The organism is Actinomadura barringtoniae, assembly GCF_017573505.1.
GTDB classification, from domain to species: Bacteria; Actinomycetota; Actinomycetes; order Streptosporangiales; family Streptosporangiaceae; genus Spirillospora; species Spirillospora barringtoniae.
Map to the genome: position 1 here is coordinate 62533 of NZ_JAGEOJ010000007.1, position 21187 is coordinate 83719.

Sequence of the window (21187 nt, forward strand, 5' to 3'; positions counted from 1 at the left end):
GGTCAGCCGCCCGACTCGACCAGCCCGCTCTGGTACGCCGAAGCCACGGCCTGCGCGCGATCGCGCAGGCCGAGCTTCATGAGGACCCGGGTGAAGTGCGTCTTCACCGTCGCCTCGCTGATCACCAGGCGGGCGGCGATCTCCGCGTTCGACAGGCCCCGCGCGACCTCCTTGAGGATCTGGAGCTCGCGCGGGGTCAGTCCGCGCAGCCGTTCCGGCGGCACCGACGCGGGCTGTGAACGCGTCGTGAGCTCGCGCACCAGCCGCCCCGTCACCACCGGATCGAGCCACCCGTGCCCCGCCGCCACCGCGCGCACGGCGAGCACCAGCTCGGCCGGGCCGGTGAACTTCAGCAGGAACCCGGCGGCGCCCGAACGCAGCGCGTCGATCACCAGGTCGTCGGCGTCGTACGTCGTGAGGATGAGGACGCGGACCGGCGGATCGGGCCCGTCCGCGACGCCGGCGCGGGACGCGACGCCCGCGCGGGCAGCGTCCGCGACGATGGCGCGGGTCGCCTCCACGCCGTCCATGCCGGGCATCCGCACGTCCATGACCACGACCTGCGGGCCCAGCAGGCGGGCCGCCTCGACGGCCGCCGCGCCGTCGCCGACCTGGCCCACCACCTCGATGTCCGGCTCGGCGTCCAGCAGCATGGCGAGCCCCGCCCGCATCACCGGCTGGTCGTCGGCCAGCAGCACTCGGATCATCGAAACCCCCGTGGGGCCACCGCGTCTGAGAGCCGGCGCGGCGCCCCTACGTCCATGAAACACCGCGGCCTCCCGCCGGGAAACCGGATACTTCAACGGTCTTAGGCCCGCGCCGGACTACGCGCCTGGGTGCAGGGCAAGTCCACCGCACCGGTGGACGATTCCGGCCACGGACCGCGTCACCATGGCGCGATGGCCAGACTGCGCCCGGACGACCCCCAGCGCCTCGGGACCTACTACGTGATCAAGCGCCTCGGCGAGGGCGGCCAGGGCGTCGTCTTCCTCGCCCGCGACCTCGCCGGAACGAGCGTGGCGATCAAGCTGCTGCACGCCGACCTGACCGCGACCGCGCGGCGCCACTTCACGCACGAGGTCGGGGCGGCGCGGAAGGTCGCCAAGTTCTGCACGGCGCAGGTGCTGGCGGCCGATGTGGAGGGCGGCCGTCCCTACATCGTCAGCGAGTACGTGCCGGGACCGTCGCTCGCGCACGAGGTCGACGACATCGGGCCCCTGCGCGGCGGCGTCCTGGACCGGCTCGCGATCGGCACCGCCACCGCGCTGGTCGCCATCCACCAGGCCGGCATCGTGCACCGCGACCTCAAACCGGCGAACGTGATCCTCGGCCCGGACGGCCCGCGCGTGATCGACTTCGGGCTGGCACGCGCGCTGGACGCGACCGTCACCGACGGCCGTGCGACGGCCGGGACCCCCGCGTACATGTCACCGGAGCAGTTCACCGGCAAGGGCATCAGCCGGGCCACGGACGTTTTCGCCTGGGCTGCCACGATCGCCTACGCCTCGACAGGCTCACCGGTCTTCGGCTCCGGCACTCTCGCGGTCCTGATGTATCGCGTTCTCCACGACGAGCCGAGCCTGGACGGAGTGCCCAGCCACCTCCGCGGCCTGATCCTGCGCTGCCTGGCCAAGGAACCCGCGCAACGCCCAACCGCCCAGCGCGTCCTCACCGAGTTGCTCGGCATGGAAGCCGACTCCACACCCTCCGAGCTTCCAGCCGCCGTTCTCACCCAGGGCGTGGTCCGCGCCGACGCACGCAGAAGACCCCGAGCCACGCCCCTAGTCCGGCGCATCAGCCTCACCGCCATCGCCGCGTCCATCGCAGCGACGGCCGCCGTCGGCTACGCGGCGGCCGGGCGGACCACCGAGCACCCACAGCCCCCACGCACCCCCGCGCCGTCCACCACCCTGTCCACATCAGCAGAGGAACGCCCTCCGGACACCACGATCGAGGTGCCGGGCCCGACCTCCACCGTCACCGTGACGACCACCCCCGAGCCCGACATCATCTGGCCCCCAGCCAACCCACCGGTATCTCCGACGCCGACCCTTCCGGAGACGACACCGACGCCAACGCCGACGGCGTCTCCGACGGAAACCCCGTCAGAGACGCCCAAGGCCAAGGTGCGGGTCAGCGAGAGACCGTTCGGCCCGTCTAGCCCGTCGGACGGAAATGGCGGAAGTTGACTGAGACGCGGTTCGGGGCGACGTCCAGGACGTGCATCGTCGTGCCGTCTGAGCGCGGGAGGAACGTCAGGCCTTCGACTTCGGTGCCTGAGGGCACTGGGAGGTCTAGGGCCTTGGTGACGGCGCCGCTGTCCAGGTCGACCTCGTAGACGGCCTTGGTGCCACTGTCGGAGGTGGCGTAGAGGTGGCCTTGGTAGACGTGCGCGCCTTGGAGGTGCGGGATGGTCTGGCTGAGCGGGATGCGCTTGACCAGCTGGCCGTTGGCCAGGCTGTAGGCGTTGATGGCGGTCGCGTCGTACTCGGAGGACAGGATGAAGCCGCGTTCGGCGTCGACCGCGGTCCAGGGGACGCCGTCGCGCTGGATCTCCTGCGGAAGCGCGTAGGCGGTGCCCGTGTAGGAGAGGTTGGAGGCGTTGTAGAGGGCGATGTAGGGGTGCTGGTAGGCGTCCCCGTCCTCGATCGGCGCGTAGATCTTGCCGTTGTAGTAGTCGATCCCGCCGATGTGGTTGGAGCCCTTCAGCGCGAACGCCGCCGGGATCGCCAGGGTGTTGTTCGACAGCGTCTTCTTGCCGTCCAGCGAGACGCGGCTCAGCCCGTACTGCCAGGAGAAGTACCAGGCCTGCCCGTCGCTGGTGACGCCCTGCGAACGCTGGAGCGCGTCGGTCAGGTAGAACGTGTCGCTGGAGGTCTGCTGCCAGCCGGTCGCGGTGGTCATGGCCGCCGCGAGCGAGACGGCCAGAATGCCGTTGAGCATCACGTACTCCCGTTCAGGAGGCGGGCGGCGGTCAGGAGGCCAGCAGGCGCGACTTGAGCGCGGCGATGGTGGCGTCGGACAGGCCGAGGCCCTTGTGCACGTACGCGTCGAAGCTGCCGTACGAGCGGTTCACCTCGGCGAACGCGGCGTCGAGCCAGTTCGCGCGGACGCTGTCGCCGCCGTAGTAGGTGTTGCTCGCCAGGAAGTCGTTGTAGACGGTGGTGCGGTCGACGCCGAGGATCGTCAGCAGGACGGCGGCGCCCCAGCCGGTGCGGTCCTTGCCTGCGGTGCAGTGGAAGACGGCCGACGCGGGCTGCGAGGCCAGGGCGTTCATCAGGTCGCGGTAGGCGATGCGGGCGCTCGGGGCGTTCACCATCAGCCGGTAGCCGAGGTTCTGCTCGGCGTCCTTGGACGACTTCAGCAGGAACGGCAGGGCCAGCAGCAGCGCGAGCGTCAGGTCGGGTCCGGTCGGCAGGCCCTTGGTGATGTCGATCAGGTCGGCGACCTGGTACGTGGCGCCCGCCGGGATCTTGTCGGGATCGTCGCTGCGCTCCGAGCCGTTCCGCAGGTCCACGACCAGCTTCACGTTGTCGGCGGTGAGGCTGTTCAGCTCGTTCTGGTCGAGCTCGGACAGCTTGTTGGAGCGGTAGAACGCGCCCATCCGCACCCAGTGGCCGTCGGCGGTCCGGTAGCCGCCGACGTCGCGGAAGTTGCGGGCGTGCGCCAGGTGCAGCGAACGGTCCGCGACCACCAGCGGGGTGCCGTGCGCGGGAACCAGCCGGAAGTACCAGCGCGGTGCGGCGGGCAGGGCGGGGACCGTGAGTGAGCCCGTCGCGCCGCCGGAGCCGACGGCCGTTCCGGCGCCGCCGCCCGAGGCGTCGGTGGTGGCGGTGACCGCGACGGTCCCCGCGTCGGGCGCCTGCCAGCCGACCGTGTAGCTGCCGTCGGCGGCCTGGGTGACCGTGGCGGCGGTGAAGACCGAGCCGGTGGCCGCCTGCGCGGACGTCGCGACGGCCGGTGTCACGGGTGCCAGAAGGACGAGTGCGGAGGTCATCGCGATGGCGACGCGCATGGGAGTCTGCTCCTCAAGAGGGGGCTGCGGGAGAGAGTTGTCAGCCTTGCGGGGGGATCGTGCAGGGCGCTCCCGCACAGGTGTCGATCAACTGTCCGGTGCGCAAAAACTCGGCGAGCTGCGACATCGCCTCGGCGGAGCCGCGGGTCGAGCCGTGCGGATCGTCGCCGGCGGTGTTGGGGGTGTTGGTCAGCGGCGGAGCGGGCGTGCCGGCGTCCCAGATGACCAGCGACGAGCCGTCGTACGGGTAACCGGGCACCGCCGACAGGTCCCAGAACGGGGTCACGTCGGGCTTGCGGCCGGGCGCCATCGCGGGCTGCCGGACCCGCACGTCGCCCATCGTGCGGGCCATCACCTCGGTGGCGATGTTGGCCACCTGGTGGTCGCCGAACGCCTCGTGGACCAGGACCTTGTGCGCGGGCGTGCCCGGCAGCGGGTCGCGGGTGACGTGCGCGGCGTAGCCGTCGCCCTCGCCGCGGTCCCACAGCATCTGGATGAGGTTGAGGACGAGCTGCTGCTCCATCTTGTCCGGGTAGCTGATGTTGAGGATCTGCTCGTACTCGGAGAAGTCGACGCTGCGGTTCAGCATGGTGCTGTAGTTGATGCCGGGGACGATCAGCGCCGACCGGGTGAAGTCCTTGGCGAGCGCGGTGAGCGCCACGCCCTGGATGCCGCCCTGGCTGGCGCCCGCGTAGGCGAGGCCGCCGCCGATGAACGACTTTCCGGCGGGCGTCTGGAACGCGGTGGAGCTCGCGAAGCCCTGCGGGTGGATCAGGTCGCGGCCGAGGAACTGGAAGTCCAGGTAGCTTTGCTGCTGCCGGTCCGGAACGGTGTTGAACCGCGAGATGTTGAGCAGCACGCTCGCCACGTTCGGCACGTCGCCGGTGGCCATCCCGATCCAGTCGGTCGCGCAGATCAGGATGTTGTGGTCCTGCGAGGCCTTGCGCAGCTTCTCGCTGTCGATCTCGCTCGCGCTGCCGAGCAGTCCGTGCCCGTACATCACCGGTTGCGCGGGCTCGTTGAGCGCGCTGCGCGGGACGTTGCAGCGGAAGTTGGCCTTCTGCACGTTGCCGGGCAACTGCTCGGGGAGGCCGTTCTTGCCGTAGTGCAGCGAAGACCCGGCCGGGCCGCCGGGCAGGTCGAGGTAGCTGGGCACGTCCACGGTGCCCTCGACCCGCCGCGCCAGGTAGGGATCCTGGTCGGTCGTGAAGTCGGTGACCTTGTCGACCTTGAACGTGGGCGCCTTGCCGCCGAGCTTGCCGAACGCGTCGTCGCGCATGTGGATCGCGCGCTCGGTCAGGCTGCGGGTGGAGGCGACCGTGAAGTCCCAGGCCAGGTACAGCCCGTCAGTGGAGACGTGGTGGCCGTTCAGCTCACTGACGGTGCGGCGCAGCGCGTCGCCGCGGGCCTTCTCCGTGCCGCCGATCGTCTTGCCCGACAGCATCCGCTGCACGGCGTCCGTCGGCTTGATCGCGTTCCCGCTCGCGTCCTTCAGGTTGCGCAGCAACACCAGGTAGCGGTGCCCCTCGCGGAAGTTGCGGGCGGGGCGAACGAGCAGCAGCCGCCGCGACTCGGACGCGTTCGCGTCCAGCTCTGCGAAATAGGGCCAGCGCTCACCGGTGGCGGCGTCCACCAGCGCGATCGGGGCGTCCGGCGCCAGCGACCGCGCCATGTCGGTGATCGGCGCCGCGCCGGTCTTGGCCAGGTCGAGGCCCGGCACCCTGGTCAGCATCGCCGACCCCGGAGAGAAGCCGTCGCTGCGGTTCCACTCCTTGGGGTCGATCGGGACCGCACCGACCGCGCGCGGCGTCGCCAGCGGCGACAGGTTCACCCGCCGCCCGGTCGCCGTACCGGAGTCGGCGACCGTGAACCAGTTGTTCGGGAACGGCAGCATGCACGCGGCCGTGTCGGCGGGATCGCAGACGTGATCCGCGGCCGACGCGCCCGCCGCCGCGGAGGCCTGCACGGCCTGGGCGGCGGGCGGCGCGACGAGCGCGGCTGCGATCAGTGCGGCGGCGGTGACCAGAGGCCGGAGCAGCTTCATCGGATGCCTACAGCGTGGAGACCTCGCCTTTGATGGCGGAGAGGAAGCGCGGCGCAAAACGGCAAAGTGATCCCCCTTCCCGGGATGGTTCGCATTGAGTGGTCTTGTCGGTGCCGTCGGTTACCGTGCGGGGCGTGAAGCCGGTGGTGCAGGTGAAGTTGCTGCCGTCGCCCGAGGAGGCGGCGGCGCTGGCGGCGAGCCTGCAGGCCTGCAACCAGGCCGCCGACCATGCGTCGGCATGCCCCATGCGGCCGTGTCATCGTCCTCTCGTCCAGGGCTGTCACGAGTTGCAAGCTTGGTCCCTTCAGGGCCGGGCAGTTGACCGATCAGCTCCGGAGGGTGGACGAGATGATGCGGGCGTAGTTCTCCTCGCCACGCTGATTGGGGTGGAGCGGCGCGGCAAGACTGGTCGGCACATAACCTTCGAGCCACTTGGCCGACGGCGACTGGCAGGCGTCGTGGCCGGCGCTCGGGGTGACCAGGTCGATGTAGGTCATGCCGTGGCCTGACGCCTGGCGCGCGATGACGCCGTTCATCCGGTTGACGCTGCCCTGCAGCCAGTTGGCGTCGCCGGCGGTGACCGGGACGGCGGGCCAGCAGCCGTTCTGCCTGATGTAGAGGCCGTAGCCGGTGACGACGACGCGCGCCTGCGGCGACTTGGCGCGGATCCCGTCCAGCACCGCCGACAGCTTCGGCTCGAACGCGTCGATCCGCTGGGCGACGGTGTCGACGCCGCCCTGGGTGTACTGGTCCTTGCAGGGGGTGCCGCTCGGCGACGAGGTCGTGCAGTCCTGCGCGACCCCGACGAGCCCGGCGTCGTTGCCGCCGATGGTGAGCGTGACCAGCTTGGTGCCGGCGGTCAGCGCGTCGAACTGCGGCGGCACGGTGCCCGTCGGGACACCCGCGACGCTGGTGTCCTGCGACTGGGTCATGTGCTTGGTCGAGGCGCCGCTGCACGTCACGTCGTTCAGGCCCGCGACGTTCAGCGTGGAGGCGAGGTAGTGCGCGTAGTTGTGCGTCGAACGCCCGCAGCCCACATTGCCGGTGATGTTGGGGATCAGCGGGCCGGACGCCATCGAGTCGCCGAGCGCGACGTACTCGGGGGCGGCGGCCTGCGCGGCGGGCGAGAGGCTGAGGGCGGCGAGGGCGGTGACCGCGGGGACGAAGGTGGCGACGGACCGTCTGAACGCGGGGCGGGACGTGAGCGGCACGGGGTCCTCCTTGGGTGGCTGTGCAATGATCCGGCCGCTCGACCCGATGATTCTCAGTGAAATATCCAGAAATGGGCGGAGGGTCCTGTGATGGCGACCAAACCGGCCGGTAGCCTCGCGCCGACCATCGGCGGCATCGCGGCCGACACCCTGCTGGCGGCGCAGGTCCCGGGCCTGGCACGGGAGATGGTGGCGACGTTCACCGACCGCTTCCCGACCTATTCGGCCCTCCCCAAAGAGGAGCTCGCCGGGGACATCACGCGGGTCGTCGAGGACAACCTGCGCACGTTCGTCCGTACGCTGCGCACCGGCAGGCTGCCGACCGCCGAGGATCTGGTCGAGATGACGCGGTCGGCGACGCGGCGCGCGGAGGAGGGCGTGCCGCTCGGCGCGGTGCTGTCGGCCTATCACCTCGGCTGGCGGATGGGCCTGGACGCGCTGCTGTCGAAGGCTACGCCCGCCGACCTCGACGCGGTGATCCAGGTCGAGCGGCATCTCCTGGACGTGCTGCAGCTGGTGTCGGCGGCGGTCGCGGACGCGTACGTGGAGGAGCATCAAGCGCTGCACGGGCAGGATCAGGCGGCACGGCACGAGGTGCTGTCGGCGCTGCTCGAAGGGCAGGACCCGCACGAGGCGGCGCGGCGCGCGGGCATCCGTCCCGCGCCCGCCTACGCCGTGCTCACGTTCGCGCTGGGCGACCATCCGGACGAGACCGACAGCGACGTCACCAGCAGCGTCGCCGCCCGCCGCAAGCTGCGCCGCATCCAGGCCGAGATCGACCACCACGGCCGCGCCCAGGCCCTGCACGCACTCAACCCACAAGGCGGGCTCGCGCTGCTGCCGGTCGAGGATCCGGAGGTGGCGCTCACCGGCGACTGGGAGCGGCTGACCGGTCTCGTCGTACGGATCGGAGACCGTTCAGGCGCGACCGTGCACGCGGGCGTGGCCGCGACGGCGGCGGCCGGGATCGCCGAGGCGGCACGGCAGTCCGCCGACATCCTGGAGATCGTCCGGGTGACGGGCCGCCCGCCCGGGGTCTATCGCGTGACGGACGTGCTGCTGGACTACCAGCTGTCGCGGCCGGGCGCCGCACGCGAGCACCTCGCGGGGCTGCTCGCCGGGCTCGAGCGGCATCCGGTCCTGCTGGAGACCTTGCGGGCGTACGTGGCCGGGGAGTTCAGCAGGCGGCGCGCGGCGGGGCTGCTGCACGTTCACCCGAACACCGTCGACTACCGGTTGCGCCGCGTCGCCGTGCTGACCGGCCTCGACCCGACCTGCCCGGGCGACCTTCCCCAGCTCAGGGCGGCGCTTGTCGCCTACGACCTCGGCGCGTAACAAGGCCTGGCCAGGGTCCGCCTGCGGATACGGTTGTCAGATCATGAGTGCGACGATCGTGGCGAAGGACCTGGCCGCCGGGCACGGCGACCGGATGCTGTTCGAGGGGCTCGACCTGGTCGTCGCGCCGGGCGATGTGATCGGCCTGGTCGGCCCGAACGGGGCGGGCAAGTCGACGTTGATGGCGGCGCTCGCGGGGCTGGTGACGCCCGAGCACGGGGTCGTTCAGCTGACGCCCGCGACCGCGACCGTCGGCTACCTGCCGCAGGAGCCCGACCGCCGCCCCGGCGAGACCGTCGCGGCGTTCCTGGCCCGGCGGACCGGCGTCGCGCAGGCGCAGAAGGACTTCGACGAGGCCACCGCCAGGCTGGGCGAGGGCGCGCCGGGCGCGGACGACGAGTACGCGGTCGCGCTGGAGCGCTGGCTCGCGCTCGGCGGCGCCGACCTGGACGAACGGTCCGACGAGGTCGCGGCCGAGCTCGGCCTGGACGTCAGCCTGGATCAGGAGATGACCACGCTGTCGGGCGGGCAGGCGGCCCGGGCGGGCCTGGCGTCGCTGCTGCTCAGCCGCTACGACGTGTTCCTGCTCGACGAGCCGACCAACGACCTGGACCTCGCCGGGCTCGACCGGCTGGAGAAGTTCGTTCAAGGGCTGCGGGTGGCGACGATGCTGGTCAGCCACGACCGCGAGTTCCTGGTCCGTACGGTCAACCGGATCGTCGAGCTCGACCGGCCGCAGCAGCAGATCAACCTCTACGGCGGCGGCTACGAGGCCTACCTGGCCGAACGCCAGATCGCCCGCGATCACGCGCGCGCCGAGTACGAGGAGTACGCCGACAAGCTCTCCGACCTCAAGGAGCGGGCCCGCACGCAGCGCGGCTGGATGGAGAAGGGCGTCAAGAACGCCCTCCGCAAGGCCCCCGACAACGACAAGATCCTGCGCAAGGCCCGCGCCGAGTCCAGCGAGAAGCAGGCCGCCAAGGCGCGCCAGACCGAGAAGGCCATCGAACGGCTGGACAAGGTCGAGGAGCCGCGCAAGGAGTGGGAGCTGCGGATGGAGATCGCCGCCGCCCCGCGTTCCGGGGCGGTCAGCGCGACCATGCGCGAGGCGGTGGTCCGGCGCGGCGGCTTCACGCTCGGCCCGGTCAACCTGGAGATCGGCTGGGCGGAACGCGTCGCCCTCACCGGCGCCAACGGGTCTGGGAAGTCGACGCTGCTCGGCGCGATGCTCGGCCGGATCCCGCTCGACGAGGGCGCGGCCTCGCTCGGCCCGGGCGTGGTCGTCGGCGAGGTCGACCAGGCCCGCCGCCTCTTCGAGGGCGACGAGGACCTGCTGACCGCGTTCCGCGCGCACGTGCCCGACCTGGCGCCCGCCGAGATCCGCACGCTGCTCGCCAAGTTCGGCCACCGGGCCGACCACGTGCTGCGGCCCGCCTCGACGCTCTCGCCGGGCGAACGGACCCGTGCCGCGCTCGCGCTGCTGCAGGCCAGGGGCGTCAACCTGCTGGTGCTGGACGAGCCGACCAACCACCTGGACCTGCCCGCGATCGAGCAGCTGGAGTCGGCGCTGGACTCCTACGCCGGGACGCTCCTGCTGGTCACGCACGACCGCCGCATGCTGGACGCCGTCCACATCACGCGCCGCCTGGTGGCCGACAACGGCCAGATCACCGAGGCCTGACCGAAACCCGCCCAACGGCCGGTCCCTCGACGACCCTCCAACCGGGCCGGCCCGGCCCGCGTCCAAACCCGGTGAGAGCGGCCGCGCACACACGGTGATCTTCGACGCCGGGCGGGCCGCCGGGGGAGGTCAGCATGAACGCGGCCAAGGAGTTCAAGCCCCAGCCGGCCGGGCTGAGGATCATCCGCTACCTGCTCGCCTTCGGCTCCTTCGTCTTCCTGTTCCTCGCCATCACCCGGCTGCTCGGCGACCCTCCCAAGGTCTGGGAGGCGCTGAGCCTCGGCGGCGCCTGGATCAGCGTGATGGCCCTGCTGTCCGAGCGCCGCTACCGCTCCCGCCTGAAGCAGTCGCGCCAGCCCTGAACCCCGCCGATCTTGCTCTCAGCGCCCTCCGGAGGGCCATATGAGGGCGCTGAGAGCAAGATCGGCGTGTTGTGGGGGCGTGGGTGGGGTTAGGGGAGGTGGGTGAGGAGTTGGTGGCGGGCTCGGGTGAGGTGGAGGTCTAAGGCCTGCTCGGCGCGGGGCGGATCGCCTGCGGTGATCGCGTCGAGGATCGCCTGGTGCTCGTCCGCTATCTCCGAGACGCGCAGGAGTTCGTGCGCTTGGACTTGAGCCATGCACAGGCGCATCTCGGCCATCATCGCCTCGTGGATCCGGCTGAGCCGGGGGCTCTCCAGCGCGTCCACGAGCGTGCGGTGGAAGCGCACGTCCGGCTCGACGATCGCGGTCGTGGACGCGGCGCTCTCGCCCAGCCGGCGGATCTCGTCCTGGGCGCTGTACGCGGCGGCCGGGACCAGGCTGATGCGGCTCAGCTCGCGGACGACCTGGCGTTCCAGCAGGCTCCGGGCGAAGTAGAGGTCGGCGACGTCGTCGGCCTCGAAGACCGGGACGCGGGCGCTCTTGTGCGCGTCCCGGCGCAGCAGGCCCTCGCTCACCAGGCGCTCGATGGCGGCCTTGGCAGTGGGCCTGGCGACCTCGTACTCCCCGGCGACCTCGGTCTCGGTGAGGGCCGTGCCGCCGGGCAGCCGCCCGTCCAGCATCCGGTCGCGCAGCTCGGCGACCAGCGCGTCCACCAGTGACGTTGCCCGCAGCCGCATCGCCATGACTCCTCTTGACGGCTCTTGACTGTCCTGCACACTTGTCTTACAAGTATACCGTGATTGTGATCTGCTCTCCGGACAAGCTGCGCGGCGCGGTCGACGCCGTGCAGGCCGCCGCCGCCCTGGCCGAAGGGGTCCGCGCGGCGGGCGCCACGGCCGTCGAACACCCGCTGGCCGACGGCGGCGAGGGCTCGCGCGTCACCGTGCAGGCCGCCCGCGGCGGCACGGTGGTGGACGTCGCGACGGTCGACGCGTTCGGCCGCGCCTGGACCGCGCACATCGGCCTCCTGGACGACGGGACCGCGCTCGTCGAGGCCGCCGAGGCGGTCGGCTGGGGCGCGCTGAAGGACGGCGAGAAGGACCCGCTGCGCGCCTCCTCCGCCGGGCTCGCCGAGCCGCTCAAGGCGGCCGTCCGCGCCGGGGCGCGGCGGATCGTCGTCTTCGTCGGCGGCACCGCGACCATGGACGGCGGTACGGGCCTGCTCGCAGCGCTCGGCGCCGAGATCCGGGACTCGGGCGGCGAGCTCCTCGCGGGCAGCGGCGCCGATCTCGCCCGCGTCGCCTCGGTCGACCTGGCCCCGGCCCGCGAGCTGCTGGCCGGCGTGGAGCTGACGATGGCGGCCGACGTGGTCAGCCCGTTGCACGGCCCGGACGGCGCCGCGCACGTCTTCGGCCCGCAGAAGGGCGCCGACCCCGAGACCGTCGAGCTCCTCGACGACGGGCTGCGGCGGCTCGAACCGTTCCTCGGCGTGGGCGACGCCCAGGGCGGCGGCGCGGCGGGCGGCCTCGGCGCCGCACTGCTCGCGCTCGGCGCCGAGATGGTGCAGGGCTCCGGGCTGATCCGCGAGATCAGCCGCTTCGACGACCTGCTCGCGGACGCCGACCTGTGCCTGACGGCCGAGGGCAAGGTGGACGCCAGTACCGACGCGGGCAAGACCATCCGCGCCGTCGTGGACGCCTGCGCCGCCGCGGGCGTGCCCTGCGTGGTGCTCGGCGGCACGGTCACCGAGGACGCGCGGCGCCTCTACGACCGGGGCGCCACGGCCGTTCTGTCCATCGGCCCAGGCCCGCGCGATCTCGACACCGCGCTGCGGAACGCCGCCGCCGACCTCGCCGCCACCGCGTACGCGGTCTGCCGGATCCACCAGAGCGCCGCCTTGTCATCTGAGTGACAAGACCGGACGAAAGTATGCAGGCAACTCCATAGCGCGATCACACGGCGGGGTCGATCGTAGGTCCCCTTATCCCTCCGGTGAGCGTGGAGGCGGCGCGCATGGCGGACATGGCGGACACGGCGGACACGGCGGCGAGCAAGGCGGCAGGCAACACCGGCTTCGACTACGACGTGGTCGTCGTCGGTTCGGGCTTCGGCGGCAGCGTGGCGGCGCTGCGCCTGGTCGAGAAGGGCTATCGGGTCGCGGTGATCGAGGCGGGTCGCCGCTTCGAAGACGACACCCTGCCGAAGACGTCCTGGCGCCTGCGCAAATACGTCTGGGCACCGCGCCTGGGGATGCGCGGCATCCAGCGGATGCACCTGATCCGCGGCGAGGCCGGCGTGCTGGTCCTGGCGGGCGCGGGCGTCGGCGGCGGGTCGCTGGTGTACGCCAACACGCTCTACCAGCCGCCCGAGCCGTTCTTCAAGGACCGCCAGTGGGGCCACATCACCGACTGGCAGCAGGAGCTCACGCCGTTCTACGAGCAGGCCAGGCGGATGCTCGGCGTCGAGACCAACCGGTTCATGACCCCCGCCGACGAGGCGGTCAGGACGATCGCGGAGCGGATGGGCGTCGGCGACACCTTCCACCTCACCCCCGTCGGGGTGTTCTTCGGCGACGACGAGACCAAGGCCGGCGAGGAGACCGAGGACCCCTACTTCGGCGGCGAGGGCCCGCGCCGCACCGCCTGCACGGCCTGCGGGGCGTGCATGGTCGGCTGCAAGGTCGGCGCCAAGAACACGCTGGTCAAGAACTACCTCTACCTCGCCGAGAAGGCGGGCGTGGAGGTGCTGCCCGACACCACGGTCAACTCCGTCGTTCCCCGGGAGGGCGGCGGTTACGACGTGCGGGTCGGGCGGACCGGAGGGCTGCTGCGGCGCAAACGCCGGACCATCAGTACGGAGCAGGTCGTCTTCGCGGCCGGAACGTACGGCACGCAGCAGCTTCTCCACCGCATGCGCCTGGGCGGCCAGCTCCCGCACATCTCCCCCCGGCTGGGCGAGCTGACCCGCACCAACTCCGAGGCCCTGCTCGGCGTGGAACGGATGACCGGCTGGCACCGCAAGGACGACGTCGACCACAGCACCGGACTCGCGATCACCTCCTCGTTCCACCCCGACGAGAACACCCACATCGAGCCGACCCGCTACGGCGCCGGCGACAACCTGATGGGCCTCATCCGCACGCTGCTGATCGACGGCGGCGGCCGGGCGCCGCGCTGGGCCAAGTTCTTCGTCGAGGCGGCCAGGAAGCCGGGCACCATCCTGCGCGGACTCTCGGTGAAGGACTGGTCACAGCGCACGATCATCGCGCTGGTCATGCAGACCAAGGACAACTCGGTGACGGTGAAGGAGAAGCGCGGGCTGCTGCGGCGCAGGCTGATCGCCCGGTACGGCGAGGGCGAGCCGAACCCGACCTGGATCCCGATCGCGCACGACGCCGTCCGCATGATGGGCGAGGAGATGAACGCGACGCCCGGCGGCACCTGGTTCGACCTGTTCAACATCCCGACCACGGCCCACTTCATCGGCGGCTGCGTGATCGGCGAGAGCCCCGAGGCCGGCGTGGTCGACCCGTACCACCGCGTCTACGGCCACCCGGGCCTGCACATCGTGGACGGGTCCTCGGTGACGGCCAACCTCGGCGTCAACCCGTCCCTGACGATCACCGCCCAGGCCGAGCGCGCCATGGCGCTTTGGCCCAACCGCGGCGAGGAGGACGCCCGTCCGGAATTGGGCAAGCCGTACGAGCGGATCACCCCCGTGGCGGCGCACGCTCCGGCCGTTCCGGCGAGTGCTCCGGCGGCGACCCGCTGGTAGCGGGCCCGCATCGAGCCTGATCGTGGCCCGATCCAGGAAACGTGGCCACTTCGTGATCCTCAAGCCCGAACCTCAGGAGACCCACGAACGTCATATTTGGTCGAACGCATAAGTTGTGTCGCCGGTCTGTTCCAAGGCAGCATCTCCGGGAATAGGGCCGTTGCGTAGGCGTTCTTCGTTGCCGAAGCGTGGTTTCGCGTCGGCGGGTTTTGTGAGGGAGAGCGGTGCGAGGTAAGGCCTTGGCAGTGGTGGCCCTGGTGGCGGGTCTCGCGACTGCGTGCGCTGGTAGCGATGACGGCGGTAAGACGACCACTACGGGCGGCGAGGAAGGCACTCCCAAGCTGACCATCGCGCCGGCGAACGGGAGCGGCAAGGCGCGCCCCGACCAGGGCGTGACGGTGACGGCCGCGGGCGGCACCCTCAGCCAGGTCGTGGTGAAGCTCAAGGGCAAGGACGTGCCCGGGGCGCTGTCGGCCGACAAGACCAGCTGGAAGTCGACCTGGACGCTGGTCCCGGGCGCCAAGTACGACGTGACGGCGACGGCCGCGTCTCCCAAGGGGAAGACGACGCAGGCGACGAGCTCGTTCAAGACGGTGTCCGACACCGCCGCGACGAAGATCAACAACGTGGTCCCGGACGCGAACGAGACGGTCGGCACCGGCATGCCGATCCTGATCCAGTTCACCAAGTCCGTGCCGGCCAAGGCCAGGCCCGCCGTCGAGAAGGCCATCGAGATCTCCTCGAGCACCCCGACCAAGGGCGCCTGGCGCTGGCTGGACTCGGGCGAGTCGTTCAACGGCCTGCCGTCGGTGGTGTTCCGCCCCGAGCACCCGTGGAAGGCGCACCAGAAGGTCTCGGTCACCATCCACTACGCCGGGATCAAGATCGGTGACAACGTCTTCGGCGACAAGGACCTGACCCGCAAGTTCAAGATCGGTGACTCGCACACGATCTCGGTCAACTCCCACACCGACCGCCTGGTGGTCAAGAAGAACGGCAAGGTCGTCCGCAGCTGGGGCGTCAGCCTCGGCACCGGCGGCGAGGTGCAGAGCGACGGCATCGACCACCTGAAGACCACCAGCGGGATGCACCTGACGATGGCGCACAGCCGGGTCGAGCGGATGGTGGCGCCGGGCAAGAAGAAGGGCGACCCGGGCTACTACGACGAGAAGGTCCCGTTCGCCACCCGCATCTCCAACAGCGGCGAGTACATCCACCAGAACATGGACGACCCGAGCTGCCTGGGCAACCGCAACTGCAGCCACGGCTGCGTGCGCTCGCCGGGCGGGGACGCCCAGTGGTTCTACGGCTGGTCGTACCGCGGCGACATGGTGAGCATCACCGGGACGGGCCGCAATCTGGAGTACTGGAACGGCTGGGGCTACTGGCAGATGTCGTTCTCCAAGTGGCAGGACGGCAGCACCCTGAAGCGGTCGGTGACCACCGCGCCGCTGACCGCCACCCCGCCGCCGGCCACTCCGGGCACGACGCCCACGACCCCTGGCCAGGGCAACACCCCGGCCGCCGCGAACACCCCGTAGTACTTGCGTGAAGGCCCTCTCCGGAGGGCCGCCCGCACCATTTTGCACTGATCGATCCAAAACGTGCTACGGTGCCGGTATGGCACGACCGAGACAGTTCGACGAAGAGGCGGCGGTCGAGAGGGCGATGCTCGCCTTCTGGACCGCCGGCTACGAGGCGACCTCGACGCAGGACCTGTGCGAGGCCACCGGGCTGGGGCGGAGCAGCATCTACAACACCTTCAAGAGCAAGCACGACCTGTTCGAGAGGGCGCTGGACCGCTACATGGCGAGCAAGAACGCGTCGGCGTTCGAGGTGCTCGAGGGCGACCGGCCGGTCAAGGAGAAGGTCCGGGTCCTGCTCCAGCGGATCATCGATGCCGAGGCGGGCGATCCGGCCGGCTGCCTGGTGGTCAACTCCATGGTCGAGCTGGCGCCGCGCGATCCCGAGATCGCCGACCGGCTCGAACGGGACCGTGACCTGCGGTTCCATGCCCTGCGGGACGCGATCGAGGCGGGCCGGCGGGCCGGCGAGATCGCGACGGACAGGGACGCCGGCGCCCTTGCCCACTTCGTCACCGCGACGATCAGCGGCATGCGGGTCGCGTCGCGCGCGGGCGCCGACCGGGCGACCCTGCAGGCCATCGCGGACACCGCGCTGACCGCGATCTGAGCACGCCACGCACGGGCGGCACCCTGTCGCCCTCTTCTTTCGCCCTCATTTTGAACTGATCGATCCAATACAGAATCGATCCACTGCGGAATCGATCCACTGCGGAAGGGTCCACCGATGAGAACACGCATGCCCCTGGCCGTGTACATCCTGGGGTTGTCGATCTTCGCCCAGGGCACCTCGGAGCTGATGCTCGCCGGGCTGCTCCCCGAGATGGCGGGCGACCTGGGCGTCTCGGTCCCCCGGGCGGGCCTGCTGATCTCCGCGTTCGCCATCGGGATGCTGGCCGGCGCCCCGATCCTCGCCGTCCTCACGCTGCGCTGGCCGCGCCGGACCACGCTGCTGACCTTCATCGCGGTGTTCGTCGCCACGCACGTCGTCGGCGCGCTGGCGCCCGGCTACTGGACGCTGTTCGCGACCCGGGTGGTGGGCGCGTTCGTCTACGCGGGCTTCTGGGCGATCGCCGCGACGACCGCGATCGGGCTCGTTCCGCCGAACGCGCGGGCCAGGGCGCTCAGCGTCGTCGCGGGCGGCCTCACCGTGGCCTCCATCGCCGGTCTCCCCGCCGGAACGATCATCGGCCAGCACCTCGGCTGGCGCGCGGCGTTCTGGACGGTCGCGGTGATGTCGGCGATCGCGATGGCGGGCATCGTCGCCACGATCCCCGGCGGCCGCGCCTCCGCCTCGGCTGGAAGCGCGCCGAAGCTGCGGAACGAGCTGCGCGCCATGATCGAGCCGCGGCTGTGGCTCGCGTACGGCACCACCGCGCTGTCGACCGGCGCGCTGCTCGTCACGTTCAGCTACCTCGGCGCGCTGCTGACCGACACCACCGGCCTGGGCGAGGGCTGGGTCCCGGCCGTGCTCGCGCTGTACGGGCTGGGCGCGCTCGCCGGCATCACGATCGGCGGCCGCACCTCCGACGCGCACCCGTTCCGCACCCTCTACGTCGGACTGACGGGCCTCATCGTGATCTCGGTGGCGCTGGCGCTGACCGCGTCCGCGCCGATCCCCACGATCGCGCTGATCCTGCTGCTCGGCATGGTCGGCTTCGGGACCAACCCCGCGCTCAACGCCCGCGTCTTCACGGTGGCGGGCGACGCTCCGACGCTCGCCGCGGCGTTCAACGTCTCCTCGTTCAACGTGGGCATCACCGTGGGCCCGTGGCTCGGCGGCCTGGCGATCGGGGCGGGCTGGGGCTACCCGTCGGTGGCGTGGATCGGGGCGGTGCTCGGCGTGGTCGCGCTCGGCAGCGTCGCGCTCGGCGCCGCGCTCCGGCGGCGTCCGGCCGAGGCCGTGCCGGAACGGCGGCCGACCACCGCCGCGACCACCTAGGGACGGCAGAAATGCCGTTGTACGATTCGACACGAGCCGCACGCGGACCGTAGTCGGTGGTGACACATGGGCAGTCCCGTCCAACGTCGAGGCAACGTGCCGGTGGAGGCCGCGAGCTTCGTCGGCCGCACCGGCGAGCTGGCCGAGATCCAGCAGCTGCTGGAGGCCGCCCGGCACGTGACGATCACCGGCGCGGGCGGGGTCGGCAAGACCCGCACCGCGCTGGAGGTCGCGCGCCACCTGCACGACCGCTTCCCCGACGGGATCTGGCTGGTGCGGCTCTCGGAGCTGCGCGACGGCGCGCTGCTGCCGCACACGATCGCGCGCGAGCTGGAGCTCCAGGACCAGACGTTCCGGCCGATGATGGACGTGCTGGCCGACTACCTGGCCGAACGGCGCTGCCTGCTCATCCTGGACACCTGCGAGCACCTGCTCGACACGTGCGCGCTGCTGGTTCCGGCGCTGCTGAAGGGCGCGCCGGAACTGCACGTCATCACGACCAGCCGCCAGCCTCTGCACGCGCAGGGCGAGAACGCGTTCACGATCGCGCCGCTGGCGGTGCCCGGCGACGACGTTCCGGCGGCGGACACTCGCGACTGCGACGCGGTCCGGCTGTTCGCCGACCGGGCGCGCGCCGCCGCCCCCGCGTTCCGGCTGACCGAGGGCGACCTCGCGATGGTGGCGCGGCTGTGCCGGCTGCTCGACGGGCTGCCGCTCGCCCTGGAGCTGGCGGCGGCGCAGCTGCGGACCCTGGAGCTCGAAGAGATCGCGGTGCGGCTGGACGACCGGTTCGCCGTTCTCAACCAGACCTCGCCCTCGGTGCCGCTCCGGCACGAGACGCTGCGCGCGGCGATCGGCTGGAGTCACGAGCTGTGCACGCCGCAGGAACGGCTGCTGTGGGCGCGCGCCTCGGTCTTCGCCGGGAGCTTCACGCTGGAGGCGGCCCGGCAGGTGTGCGCGGGCGACCCGATCGACGTCACCGACGTTCCCGAGATCATCGCCGCGCTGGTCGACAAGTCGATCGTGCTGCGGGAGGGCAGCCGCTACCGGCTGCTGGACACCATTCGTGAGTACGGCGCGTACTGGCTGGCCGAGCTCGGCGAAGAGCACCGGATGTGGGAGCGGCACCGCGACCACTACCTGACGATGGCCCGGCAGGCGTTCCCGCAGTGGGCCCGGTCCGGCCAGGTCATCTGGTACCACCGCATCGCCGACGACCACACCGAGATCCGCGTCGCGCTGGAGACCTGCCTCGCCGAGGCCGATCCGACCGCCCTGGAGATGGCCGGCGCGCTGTGGTTCTTCTGGTTCACCTGCGGCTTCCAGCGCGAGGGCCGTTCCTATCTCGAACGGGCGCTGGCCCTGCCGACCGCGCAGGGCGATCCCTTCCGTGTCCGGGCCCTATGGGCGCACGGCTGCGTCGTTCTGGCGCAGGGCGATCTGGCCGCCGCCGACCAGAGCATCGACGCGTGCCGCCTCATCGGCACGCCCGAGGCGGAGCAGGCCGCCGACTACCTGGAGGGAACGAGCTGCTCCATCCGCGCCCAGCCCGACGAGGCGCTGCGGCTGCTGCTCGGGCTGAACCCGGTCCTCGAACGCGGCGGCGTCGACGAGGCGATCTGGATGCTGCGGCAGGCCGCCCTGGCGTTCACCCGGGTCGTGCGCGGCGAGCTGGGCGAGGCGTCCGCGCTGGCCCAGGCGATCCGCACCGAGGGGCTGCGGCGCGGCGAGTGCAAGTTCCTGTCGTTCGGCCACTACATCCAGGCCCTCGCCGACCTGGGCTTCGGCGACTTCGAGGGCTCGCTCCGGCACGCCCGCGAGGCGCTCGACGGCAACCGGCGGCTCGGCGACAGCTGGGGCATGGCGCTCGCCCTGGACGCCCTCGCGATGGCCACCGCCGCCTCCGGCGATCCCGCGCGCGGGGCGCTGTTCCTCGGCATCGGCGAACAGCTGTGGCGGCGTACGTACGGGCGCTCGCAGTTCGGGTCGCCCGAGCTGACCGCCGCGCGCCAGGGCTGCGAGGCGCAGATCCGTGCCGCGATCGGCGACGCCGCGACCGACGCCGCCCTCGCGACAGGCATGCGGACCGACCCCGTGGAAGCGCTCGCCTAGGAGTCCTTCCGGCTGTAGCGCAGCATCACGGTCTTGCCGTCGAACGCCCGCGTCTCGACGAGCTCCAGGTTGATCCGGTCCTTGGTGCCGGCGAACAGCTGCTGCCCGCCGCCGAGCACGACCGGGTGGACGACGACGCGGATGTCGTCGATCAGGCCCAGCTCGGTCAGGGCCGCCGCGGCGCTCGCGCCGCCCGTCAGCAGGATGTCCCCGCCCTCCCGGCTCTTCAGCTCGGTGATCTCCGCGGCGAGGTCCCCGCCCTCCTTGCCGATCACCGTGGCGCCCCAGCCGGGGTTCTCCAGGCTCCTGGAGATCACGGCCTTGGGGGTCTCCCGCCAGAACGGTGCGAAGCGCTTGACGTGCGGGTCGTCGAGCTTCTCGTCGGCTGTCGGCCAGAACTCCGCCATGACCTCCCAGACGACCCGCCCGTACAGGAGGAGGTCGACGCCCTCGTTGATCTCGTCGGAGTGGCCGAACAGCTCCGGCCCGACGGCCGGCCAGTCGAACTCACCGTTCGGGCCCGAGACGAAGCCGTCGGCCGAGGTGTGCACCCAGTAGATGATCTTCCGCATGATCCTGCTCCTTCGCTGTGGCCGCGCCCCCGTGGGCGCCGCTCGCATGATGGTCGGAGCGGGCCCCGCGCTCTCGACATGCTCGCGGAAGAAAGTTTGAAAAGTTGTCCTAACTCGTCGTGCCGCCCTTCGCCTCCTCCTCGGCGATGCGGCGCTCGACCTCCTCGTAGGTGATGGGCAGCTCGCTGACCTGCGCGTTCCAGAAGACGAACGTCGAGTCCTTCATCACCTTGTGGAGGCGCTTCATGGTCGACTTGTGCGGCTCGGCGCCCGCGTAGGCGTACAGGGCCTTCTTGTCGCTCCAGGCCGAGACGGTCCAGAACGTGCGCTTGAGCAGCTGGGCCCGGAGGGACAGGCCCCAGGCGCCGTCCGACCGGCGGGCCTGGCGCCACAGCTTGATGGAGGCGAAGAAGAAGCCCGGGACCTGGCGCAGCGACTTCACCTCCAGCCTGGACGCCATGACGGTCGCCTCGGCCTCGGGGTCGGCGGCGTTCGGGGTGATCCACGGCAGGGTCGGCATGACGGTCCTTTCCGAGCAAATCTTGTCAGTGCCTAGATT

19 protein-coding genes are annotated in these 21187 nt (G+C 71.3%); 10 read left to right on the plus strand and 9 right to left on the minus strand.

All coding sequences use genetic code 11. The annotated features are described in order from the left end of the window. Positions 1-2 precede the first annotated feature (2 nt). Positions 3-707 carry a response regulator gene (locus J4573_RS17935; RefSeq protein ID WP_208256770.1) on the minus strand — a complete coding sequence of 235 codons (705 nt, stop codon included), beginning with the start codon at positions 705-707 and terminating at the stop codon, positions 3-5. Positions 708-899: 192 nt separating this feature from the next. On the opposite strand from J4573_RS17935, the gene J4573_RS17940 reads away from it, so the two are divergent. Next, the gene (locus J4573_RS17940) at positions 900-2189 is read left to right on the plus strand and encodes a serine/threonine-protein kinase (RefSeq protein ID WP_208256773.1); all 1290 of its coding nucleotides are present in this window, start codon (positions 900-902) and stop codon (positions 2187-2189) included. On the opposite strand, the gene J4573_RS17945 is transcribed toward J4573_RS17940, so the two are convergent. The 5 genes from J4573_RS17945 to J4573_RS54075 form a co-directional block, all read right to left on the minus strand. After that, entirely contained in the window at positions 2158-2943 is a 786-nt protein-coding gene (locus tag J4573_RS17945; RefSeq protein WP_208256775.1) for a hypothetical protein, read from the minus strand. The two genes, J4573_RS17940 and J4573_RS17945, sit on opposite strands and share 32 nt — an antisense overlap. A 31-nt stretch (positions 2944-2974) precedes the next feature. Then, positions 2975-4015: a tyrosine-protein phosphatase gene (locus J4573_RS17950; RefSeq protein ID WP_208256777.1), complete on the minus strand. Its 1041-nt coding sequence runs from the start codon at positions 4013-4015 to the stop codon at positions 2975-2977. Positions 4016-4055: 40 nt separating this feature from the next. Then, on the minus strand, positions 4056-6059 hold the full coding sequence (locus J4573_RS17955; protein ID WP_208256779.1) for a hypothetical protein: 2004 nt from the start codon (positions 6057-6059) through the stop codon (positions 4056-4058). 7 nt (positions 6060-6066) lie between these two features. Next, complete coding sequence (locus tag J4573_RS17960) at positions 6067-6306, minus strand: hypothetical protein (RefSeq protein WP_208256780.1); 240 nt, start codon at positions 6304-6306, stop codon at positions 6067-6069. Between the two features lie 79 nt (positions 6307-6385). Next, the gene (locus tag J4573_RS54075; RefSeq protein WP_307796680.1) at positions 6386-7270 is read right to left on the minus strand and encodes an SGNH/GDSL hydrolase family protein; all 885 of its coding nucleotides are present in this window, start codon (positions 7268-7270) and stop codon (positions 6386-6388) included. Positions 7271-7360: 90 nt separating this feature from the next. On the opposite strand from J4573_RS54075, the gene J4573_RS17970 reads away from it, so the two are divergent. The 3 genes from J4573_RS17970 (at position 7361) to J4573_RS17980 (ending at position 10648) form a co-directional block, all read left to right on the plus strand. Then, positions 7361-8605 carry a PucR family transcriptional regulator gene (locus J4573_RS17970; protein WP_243773201.1) on the plus strand — a complete coding sequence of 415 codons (1245 nt, stop codon included), beginning with the start codon at positions 7361-7363 and terminating at the stop codon, positions 8603-8605. A gap of 43 nt (positions 8606-8648) precedes the next feature. Then, positions 8649-10286, plus strand: a complete 1638-nt coding sequence (locus J4573_RS17975) for an ABC-F family ATP-binding cassette domain-containing protein (RefSeq protein ID WP_208256783.1) — start codon at positions 8649-8651, stop codon at positions 10284-10286. 134 nt (positions 10287-10420) lie between these two features. Continuing rightward, positions 10421-10648: a hypothetical protein gene (locus J4573_RS17980; protein ID WP_208256785.1), complete on the plus strand. Its 228-nt coding sequence runs from the start codon at positions 10421-10423 to the stop codon at positions 10646-10648. 89 nt (positions 10649-10737) lie between these two features. On the opposite strand, the gene J4573_RS17985 is transcribed toward J4573_RS17980, so the two are convergent. Next, positions 10738-11382: a GntR family transcriptional regulator gene (locus tag J4573_RS17985; protein ID WP_208256787.1), complete on the minus strand. Its 645-nt coding sequence runs from the start codon at positions 11380-11382 to the stop codon at positions 10738-10740. Positions 11383-11447: 65 nt separating this feature from the next. Between J4573_RS17985 and J4573_RS17990 the strand changes: the two genes are divergently transcribed. From J4573_RS17990 to J4573_RS18015, 6 genes are all read left to right on the plus strand, one after another. After that, positions 11448-12557: a glycerate kinase family protein gene (locus J4573_RS17990; protein ID WP_208256789.1), complete on the plus strand. Its 1110-nt coding sequence runs from the start codon at positions 11448-11450 to the stop codon at positions 12555-12557. 110 nt (positions 12558-12667) lie between these two features. Then, the gene (locus tag J4573_RS17995) at positions 12668-14419 is read left to right on the plus strand and encodes a GMC oxidoreductase (protein ID WP_208257227.1); all 1752 of its coding nucleotides are present in this window, start codon (positions 12668-12670) and stop codon (positions 14417-14419) included. Positions 14420-14664: 245 nt separating this feature from the next. Then, positions 14665-15960, plus strand: a complete 1296-nt coding sequence (locus J4573_RS18000; RefSeq protein WP_208257228.1) for a L,D-transpeptidase — start codon at positions 14665-14667, stop codon at positions 15958-15960. Between the two features lie 79 nt (positions 15961-16039). Next, positions 16040-16612 (plus strand): TetR/AcrR family transcriptional regulator, encoded by a 573-nt coding sequence (locus tag J4573_RS18005; RefSeq protein ID WP_208256791.1) that lies wholly within the window; start codon positions 16040-16042, stop codon positions 16610-16612. A 129-nt stretch (positions 16613-16741) separates the two neighbouring features. Continuing rightward, positions 16742-17944 (plus strand): Cmx/CmrA family chloramphenicol efflux MFS transporter, encoded by a 1203-nt coding sequence (locus J4573_RS18010; protein WP_208256793.1) that lies wholly within the window; start codon positions 16742-16744, stop codon positions 17942-17944. Between the two features lie 66 nt (positions 17945-18010). Further along, positions 18011-20056: an ATP-binding protein gene (locus J4573_RS18015; protein WP_208256795.1), complete on the plus strand. Its 2046-nt coding sequence runs from the start codon at positions 18011-18013 to the stop codon at positions 20054-20056. On the opposite strand, the gene J4573_RS18020 is transcribed toward J4573_RS18015, so the two are convergent. Then, positions 20053-20628 carry a dihydrofolate reductase family protein gene (locus J4573_RS18020; RefSeq protein ID WP_208256797.1) on the minus strand — a complete coding sequence of 192 codons (576 nt, stop codon included), beginning with the start codon at positions 20626-20628 and terminating at the stop codon, positions 20053-20055. The two genes, J4573_RS18015 and J4573_RS18020, sit on opposite strands and share 4 nt — an antisense overlap. Positions 20629-20737: 109 nt before the next feature. After that, entirely contained in the window at positions 20738-21148 is a 411-nt protein-coding gene (locus J4573_RS18025; RefSeq protein WP_208256800.1) for a DUF3291 domain-containing protein, read from the minus strand. Positions 21149-21187: the final 39 nt, after the last annotated feature.

What these genes read in the sequence shown, in the direction of transcription:
- J4573_RS17980 (WP_208256785.1), top strand. Translation starts at nt 10,421, where the DNA reads ATGAACGCGGCCAAGGAGTTCAAGCCCCAGCCGGCCGGGCTGAGGATC.
- J4573_RS18015 (WP_208256795.1), top strand. Translation starts at nt 18,011, where the DNA reads ATGGGCAGTCCCGTCCAACGTCGAGGCAACGTGCCGGTGGAGGCCGCG.
- J4573_RS17940 (WP_208256773.1), top strand. Translation starts at nt 900, where the DNA reads ATGGCCAGACTGCGCCCGGACGACCCCCAGCGCCTCGGGACCTACTAC.
- J4573_RS18025 (WP_208256800.1), bottom strand. Translation starts at nt 21,148, where the DNA reads ATGCCGACCCTGCCGTGGATCACCCCGAACGCCGCCGACCCCGAGGCC.
- J4573_RS18020 (WP_208256797.1), bottom strand. Translation starts at nt 20,628, where the DNA reads ATGCGGAAGATCATCTACTGGGTGCACACCTCGGCCGACGGCTTCGTC.
- J4573_RS18005 (WP_208256791.1), top strand. Translation starts at nt 16,040, where the DNA reads ATGGCACGACCGAGACAGTTCGACGAAGAGGCGGCGGTCGAGAGGGCG.
- J4573_RS17960 (WP_208256780.1), bottom strand. Translation starts at nt 6,306, where the DNA reads ATGGGGCATGCCGACGCATGGTCGGCGGCCTGGTTGCAGGCCTGCAGG.
- J4573_RS17975 (WP_208256783.1), top strand. Translation starts at nt 8,649, where the DNA reads ATGAGTGCGACGATCGTGGCGAAGGACCTGGCCGCCGGGCACGGCGAC.
- J4573_RS17945 (WP_208256775.1), bottom strand. Translation starts at nt 2,943, where the DNA reads ATGCTCAACGGCATTCTGGCCGTCTCGCTCGCGGCGGCCATGACCACC.
- J4573_RS17950 (WP_208256777.1), bottom strand. Translation starts at nt 4,015, where the DNA reads ATGCGCGTCGCCATCGCGATGACCTCCGCACTCGTCCTTCTGGCACCC.
- J4573_RS17995 (WP_208257227.1), top strand. Translation starts at nt 12,668, where the DNA reads ATGGCGGACACGGCGGACACGGCGGCGAGCAAGGCGGCAGGCAACACC.
- J4573_RS17985 (WP_208256787.1), bottom strand. Translation starts at nt 11,382, where the DNA reads ATGCGGCTGCGGGCAACGTCACTGGTGGACGCGCTGGTCGCCGAGCTG.
- J4573_RS18010 (WP_208256793.1), top strand. Translation starts at nt 16,742, where the DNA reads ATGCCCCTGGCCGTGTACATCCTGGGGTTGTCGATCTTCGCCCAGGGC.
- J4573_RS17935 (WP_208256770.1), bottom strand. Translation starts at nt 707, where the DNA reads ATGATCCGAGTGCTGCTGGCCGACGACCAGCCGGTGATGCGGGCGGGG.
- J4573_RS17955 (WP_208256779.1), bottom strand. Translation starts at nt 6,059, where the DNA reads ATGAAGCTGCTCCGGCCTCTGGTCACCGCCGCCGCACTGATCGCAGCC.
- J4573_RS17970 (WP_243773201.1), top strand. Translation starts at nt 7,361, where the DNA reads ATGGCGACCAAACCGGCCGGTAGCCTCGCGCCGACCATCGGCGGCATC.